We start from the raw sequence: 6,491 nt of genomic DNA, 5'->3' as shown, positions 1-6,491 counted from the left end.
GGTACTTTAATTTTATAATAGCCATTACTTTCATCCATTGTTTCGACAATCGTTAAATATCCGGCATTAATAAATAATCCCCATAAGCATGGTGTAGTTGATACTTCATAAAAACTTGTTTCCAATACTACCCAGGTATCTAAATATCCCTTTTCAATCAGTTCTTCATATTCTTTGAAAAAGTCATGTTTAGCTTTTTCTAAAGCATATCTTATCATATTATTGGCACTGGTATTGACCCAGTAGGGTCTTAATTTCTTGGCATCAGCATAGTTAATCAATGACCAGGGATTATAGATTTCATTATCACCGATATGATAACCGTCATACATTTCTTTGACCTGTCCATTTAACTCCAATCCATAATAGCTTAACAGTTCTTTTACTTCATCTTCACTAAAGCCAAAATACTGACTATATCTTTTATCATTTACCGTACACACAACCGGGTTATTTAAATCACTGAAGATATTTTCCTTGGCTACTCTTTGAATTCCAGTAAGCATAGCATATTCTATACTATCTGAAGTTTTTAAAGCATTATGAAGTATTGAAGCTAACCCGTTTCTTATTTCATCATAGAACTTACCTACATGGGCTTCGATAAACGGGGTATCATATTCATCAATAAAGACCATAACCCGTTTACCATAATATTTTTCCAGCATTGTCATTAAAAAAGACAATGAATTAGCTATTCCTGATAAACTGCCATTATAAAACTGTGATAAATGATCTATTATTCCATCATACATCAGTTTTTCAAACTTATTCATGTTTGAAAAAATTTGCTCATTTTCAAAATATAAAGCTAATATGCTCTGTTTAATTGTTTCAACAATGGTTTCTTTATCCCCTTTGGCATTTGCGAAAGAAACAAATAGAGTCGGATACTGATTTAAATATGAACAGTATTCAGTTTTCATGATCTTAGTATCTTTAAATAATTCTTTAGAATCTTTGGTGACATCAAAAAACTCTACCATCATTGACATATTTAATGTCTTTCCAAATCTTCGCGGTCTGGTTATTAATGTAACTTGCCTTCCAGTTGATAGAAACTCTTCAATCATCAATGATTTATCAATATTATAGTAATTATCTTCTCTTAATTTTCGATAATTAGTAATTCCAATTGGGATTTTTTTCATTTCCATCAGTCCTTTCAAACCCATTATACCTTATTTATTCTAGCTTAACTAGATTTATTCATGTTAAAAAGGACAATAAAAAACAAGCAGTTAGAGGGCTGCTTGTTTTTAGATATCAGGGAAAGATATCCAAAGAGTAGTAGTCTTTATTTGAGAAAGGATTGAAAAAAACGTTTTATCTTTTGACTACATCAATATTGTATTAAATAAACTTCGTTTAATTAACTTATTATTTTCAAAGAATATCTTAACTTTATGGTAAATTATGTCATTGATAATTTAGCACTATTTTTTGATGATTGTGATCTATTACTTGTAAATCATAATCATACAATTTTTGTAAAGAAGATGAAGAAATCACTTCCTGTGGTTTACCTTGAAATAATATGGCACCATTTTTCATTGCCACAATTTCATCACTAGAATTGATAGCTTGATTAATATCATGATGAACCATAATGATTGTCATTTGATAATCGTTATTAATTTGTTTGATTAAATTTAATATTTCAATTTGATATTTGACATCTAAATAAGTAGTCGGTTCATCTAATAATAAAATCGGCGTTTTTTGAGCTAAAGCCATAGCAATCCAGACTCGCTGTTGTTGTCCGCCAGATAAATTAGCTATTTGATGGTCTTGATATTTTTTAAGATTAGTAATTTTTAAAGCCCAATCAATGATCTGATAGTCTTCTTCACTTAGATTTTGATGATAGTTCAAATATGGTAGTCTTCCATAACCGACAATTGTTTTAACATTTAAATCTCCATAAATTTGATTTTTTTGATGAACTACAGCTACCATCTTCGCAAACTCTTTGATTTTATAATTCCAAATATTTTTACCATCTAAATAGATATCTCCAGCACTTATTTTATAAATACGGCTTAATAACATCAATAATGTTGATTTACCACTACCATTAGGACCGATAATAGAAGTAATTTTATTTTGCTTAAAGCTAATTGAAAGATTATCAATAAGCGGCTTATTTTGATAACTAAATTTTATTTGTTTAACTTCCATTTAAATCATTACTCCGTTTCAATAAAATAATAAATAACGGTCCACCTATTACGGCCATAATTATCGCTGAAGATATTTCATACGGCGCCATAATAACTCGCCCTAGTGTATCTGCTGTCAATAAAACAATCGCTCCTGATAAAAAACTAACTGGTAATAAATATTTATGATCATTACCAACTAATATTCTTGCAATATGGGGTACCAGCAAACCAATAAAACTAATCACTCCGGCAATTGATACCGAAATACTGCACAACAAAACTGCTAGTGCTGATAAACAGAACCGATATCCATTAACATTTATACCAAGTGACATTAATGTTCGATCTTCCAATGCTAATAAATTACAAGCTTTAGCCATAAATAAAGTAATGATCACAATTGGTAATAAATAAATGAGCAATATTTGTACATCATTCCAAGTATATAAAGTAATTGTTCCAGTAGCCTGGCTAGAAATTGACATTGAAAAGCTATTTACTAAATTAACCAGGGCGCTAATTGTATAATTAATAGCCACGCCAATTAAAATAATTCTAGTTGTATTTAAACCCGCCTTCCATGATAAACTATAGATAATTAAAAAAGTAATAACACCACCAAAAAAAGCTAATAATGGTGCTAATTGATAAAACTGCGGTAAAAATAAACCAACTAAAACACCTACTAAACTGGCACCATTACTTATCCCAATAATCCCAGGATCTGCCAGAGGGTTTTTCAATACTACTTGAAACAATAAGCCTGATAAGGCTAAAGCCCCACCTACTAATATCGTCACAATCACTCGTGGAAAACGAATATTATAAACACTTGCAACATCTTGATCATAAGCAACAAACAGACCTTTAAATAGCTGACTTAGTGATACTTTTATACTACCTAAGTTAATCGCCACAAAAAAGCCAATAAACAAGATTAAAAGCAAGCTTAACATAAATAATTTAGGATGTTTTTTAATTACTTCCATATAAGATTTCCTCTAATTTTTCTAATCCCTTTTGATAATTAAAATTAGCACTCATCCCAAAATAATTATTATCTAAATCATAGACTTTATTATTTTTTACTGCCTCAAACTGACTCCAAATTTGATTTTCAGAAAATTCAGTTTTAAAGCTTGCCATGACTTCCTGAGGCATAGCATGACTAGTTCGCAAAATGATATCAGGATTCTGACGTAACATATCTTCAACATTGACATTAATAAAATCTTGTCCATTGCCATCACCATAAACATTTGTCCCTCCAGCTAAACGAACTAAATCACCGACGTAACTAGACTCACTAGCAACCACATAACTCCCCCCTGGCAGTCCCATCAAAATAAGAACCCGAGGACTCGATTGATTTTGATATTTATCTCTAAACGACGTCATATAATCAACATACTGATCAACTAATTCTTTAGCTTTATCTTCTTTATCTAAAACTTTTCCTAATTCTTCAATGCTTTTAAACATTCCCGAAACACTTTTAAGATTTAAAAAAGAAGAACTGATTTTAATTTTTTCATACTTAGGTGCTAAATCTCCTTCTAATGAATTAGGACTTAAAATCAGATCCGGCTTTATCGTCGCCAATATTTCCATATCAGGAGCCATAGCAGTTCCTAGTTCTTTAGCATCTTGATAAATTTTAGGAACACTATATGCATTGGTTGTTGGAATTGCAACTACTTGGCTAGAGGGAACCTCAAGTGCTTCTAAAATCTCAGTTACCGCAACCGAAGTAGCAGCAATCTTTAGCTCGTCATCTTTAACCTTTACTTTACCCTGATTAACACAACCAGTTACTAAAACTAGCAACAATAACATTACAAGACTATTTTTTAACTTTTTTAACATAGAAAACACCTCCTGCAATGGCTATAGCAACCAATAATCCACCACCAATTATCCATGGTAAATAATTTCTTTTAACCTGACGAGTTTCATCATTACGATTAGCTTTTAAATTTTTTACCGTTAATTCTTTATTTTCAGCAACTTTTCCATCACTACCAATCACATGACTTGATAAACCATTAACACCTTCAAATAAACTTTCTTTGCTTACTTGACCAACAGGACTTTTATTTTCTTGTGTTTGATTTTGTTGTACTTGATCTTGTTGTAGTGATTGTTGTTTTTGTTCTACTGGTTGCGTTATTTCAGGAGTAATGGTTGGCTGGGGTGGCTGGTTGACTGGTTGATTAGAACTTTGTTCTCTATTAGGTTGCTTATTTTCGCGTGTTGCACTAGTAATCATCTCACTTTTATAGATACCCGTTCCTGGAGTTAACGAACTGCTATCAATTTTGATAAAAAATTGAACATTTCTTCCCATAGGATCAACAAAAATAACAGGACTAATATATTCATCTAGCGAATTAACTTGAACCCTAAAATGCTTAACAGTATCCCCATTAGCACTAGAAGAACCGGTTTGAGTAGCATTTACGTTTCTAAATTGACCGCTACTATTCATTAGTTTAAAACTAAATTTACTGATATTTGAAGTTAAGCCGATTCCAAAAGTCACATAAATTTTACCACCGCTTTTTTCAATTAATATTTGTTTAGGGATGATGTTATTTGCCATACTATCTCCCAACGCTTGATTTGTTCCTCCATCTTCTGCCTGATTAGTTAGAGGATTAAAATAAGATGTGGAGCGTCCTGCTAAGTACGCTCCATCATCTAAGGCAAAAGCTGGTTTTGACATTATTAAAACGATAAATATCGCTATTAATATCAAGACTACTTTTTTTATTGCCATATTTTCTTTTTACCAATATACATGATCAATGCCAATGAAGAAATTAATAATCCTCCCATTAATTCCATCGCTGCATCATCACCTGTTTTTACCGCGTTAGAAGTTTTAACTGGTGCTACTTCAGAATTAGATTTAGTATCAGTTTTTTGTAAACCATTTGCTTCAACAACTGCAGGTTTAGTTGTTTTATCTTTTTCTGTAACTGTTGGTTCAGTTACTTTTTCATCTTCAACAACTGTTGATTCAGCTGCTTTATCATTTTCTGTAACTGCTGGTTCAGTTACCTTATCATTTTCAACAACTGTTGTTTCAGTTGCTTTATCATCTTCTGTTACTGCTGGTTCAGTTGCTCTATCGTCTGTTATTTCTGGAGCTTTTGGTACTATAATTTCATCAGAAATTTTTTGTAAACTTCCATAATCAACCTTAATTCGAGCCCCTATATCCTGATTACCCATTAAAGCAACATGTGGATTAACAACTATATCAATGTATTCATTTTCATGAGGTAAAGTAAATGACCATAATCTTGGATTACCAGCTTTATCTTTAGCCACAATTTTCGCTGGTTTCGCTTTATAATCACTTTTTAAAGAACCTAGATATAAATCTTGCATTGATGCTGTTATAGAACCAAAAGTCATTGGTTTAGTTGTGATATACATTGTTGCTTTTCCATCTTTTTTAATGATAGTTGCTACCGGATCTAAAGATGAATTCGCCATTGAAGGACGATCTTGAGTTTCATGCCATAAATTAACACTAACATTATATGTTCCATCAGCAGTTAATTTACTTTTTTCAGGTTTATATTTTAATGCATTAATCGCATCATTTACTTTTTTAGCCATCTGATCAACTTCTTGCTGATCTTTTGCTTCTAAGTTATCAACCACTCCATCCATTGCTTTTTGCAAAGCATCCCAAGATTCTTCAGTGTAATCATCTTGATTTAAAGTATCTACTCTAGCAAATGCTTTATCGATTTCTGTATAGTTAGCAAGTTCAATCGCTTCACCAACTTTTAAAGTTAATTTCACATCCACACGACGTGCTTCACCTTTAAAGGCATCCAATAAATCCACTCTAATAACCATTTTTTGTGAATCACCGTCTAAAGATAATGGTAAACTAACTCTTTTAGGTACTGTATGAGTTTTTGTCCCGGAAAACGGATAAAAACTTTGTGAATATTGTTCTTCTCCTTCTTGTAAAACTGTCGCACCCTCTATTTCACTAATATTGGCATGATATTTGAAACCAAGAACGCTAACTTCCATGTGGCGCAAATTAAGTATCATTTCTGCTTTGTTATCTTTACCAACTTTAACAGTAACCGATTTTCCAAACACATTTGAAAACATTTGTTTCACTGTTGTAACTGGTATTGTACTTTCTAACGAAGCGATCGGCACCTCATAAGTACCCGGTTTTGTCAAATCAACACTATTGGCTTTAACTTTATGAAGTGTTGCTACTTGAATTGAAAATGCCATCATTAAAGCTAAAGCTGCTTTAAAAAATTTTTTCATTACATTCCTCCTTTC

Annotated in this window: 6 protein-coding genes; all 6 read right to left on the bottom strand. The window is 31.8% G+C overall.

What is annotated here, in order from left to right:
* A partial coding sequence (locus tag J7M77_RS01915) for an AAA family ATPase (RefSeq protein WP_296875441.1) occupies positions 1 to 1,151 on the bottom strand: 1,151 nt, incomplete at its 3' end.
* 268 nt (positions 1,152 to 1,419) lie between these two features.
* A complete protein-coding gene (locus J7M77_RS01910) occupies positions 1,420 to 2,181 on the bottom strand; it encodes an ABC transporter ATP-binding protein (RefSeq protein ID WP_296875439.1) in 762 nt (253 codons plus the stop codon).
* Positions 2,171 to 3,154: an iron ABC transporter permease gene (locus J7M77_RS01905; protein ID WP_296875437.1), complete on the bottom strand. Its 984-nt coding sequence runs from the start codon at positions 3,152 to 3,154 to the stop codon at positions 2,171 to 2,173. The genes J7M77_RS01910 and J7M77_RS01905 overlap by 11 nt, the downstream gene beginning before the upstream one ends.
* On the bottom strand, positions 3,141 to 4,031 hold the full coding sequence (isdE, locus tag J7M77_RS01900; RefSeq protein WP_296875436.1) for a heme ABC transporter substrate-binding protein IsdE: 891 nt from the start codon (positions 4,029 to 4,031) through the stop codon (positions 3,141 to 3,143). Before isdE ends, J7M77_RS01905 begins: the two co-directional genes overlap by 14 nt.
* On the bottom strand, positions 4,009 to 4,944 hold the full coding sequence (locus tag J7M77_RS01895; RefSeq protein ID WP_296875434.1) for a heme-binding Shp domain-containing protein: 936 nt from the start codon (positions 4,942 to 4,944) through the stop codon (positions 4,009 to 4,011). The genes isdE and J7M77_RS01895 overlap by 23 nt, the downstream gene beginning before the upstream one ends.
* Positions 4,935 to 6,476, bottom strand: a complete 1,542-nt coding sequence (locus J7M77_RS01890; protein WP_296875432.1) for an NEAT domain-containing protein — start codon at positions 6,474 to 6,476, stop codon at positions 4,935 to 4,937. Before J7M77_RS01890 ends, J7M77_RS01895 begins: the two co-directional genes overlap by 10 nt.
* Positions 6,477 to 6,491 lie beyond the last annotated feature (15 nt).

Source organism: Thomasclavelia sp. (genome assembly GCF_017889095.1).
In the GTDB taxonomy this organism is placed as follows: domain Bacteria; phylum Bacillota_I; class Bacilli_A; order Erysipelotrichales; family Coprobacillaceae; genus Thomasclavelia.
The sequence above is the reverse complement of the archived record's forward strand: the minus strand, read 5'-3'. Positions and strand labels throughout refer to the sequence as shown.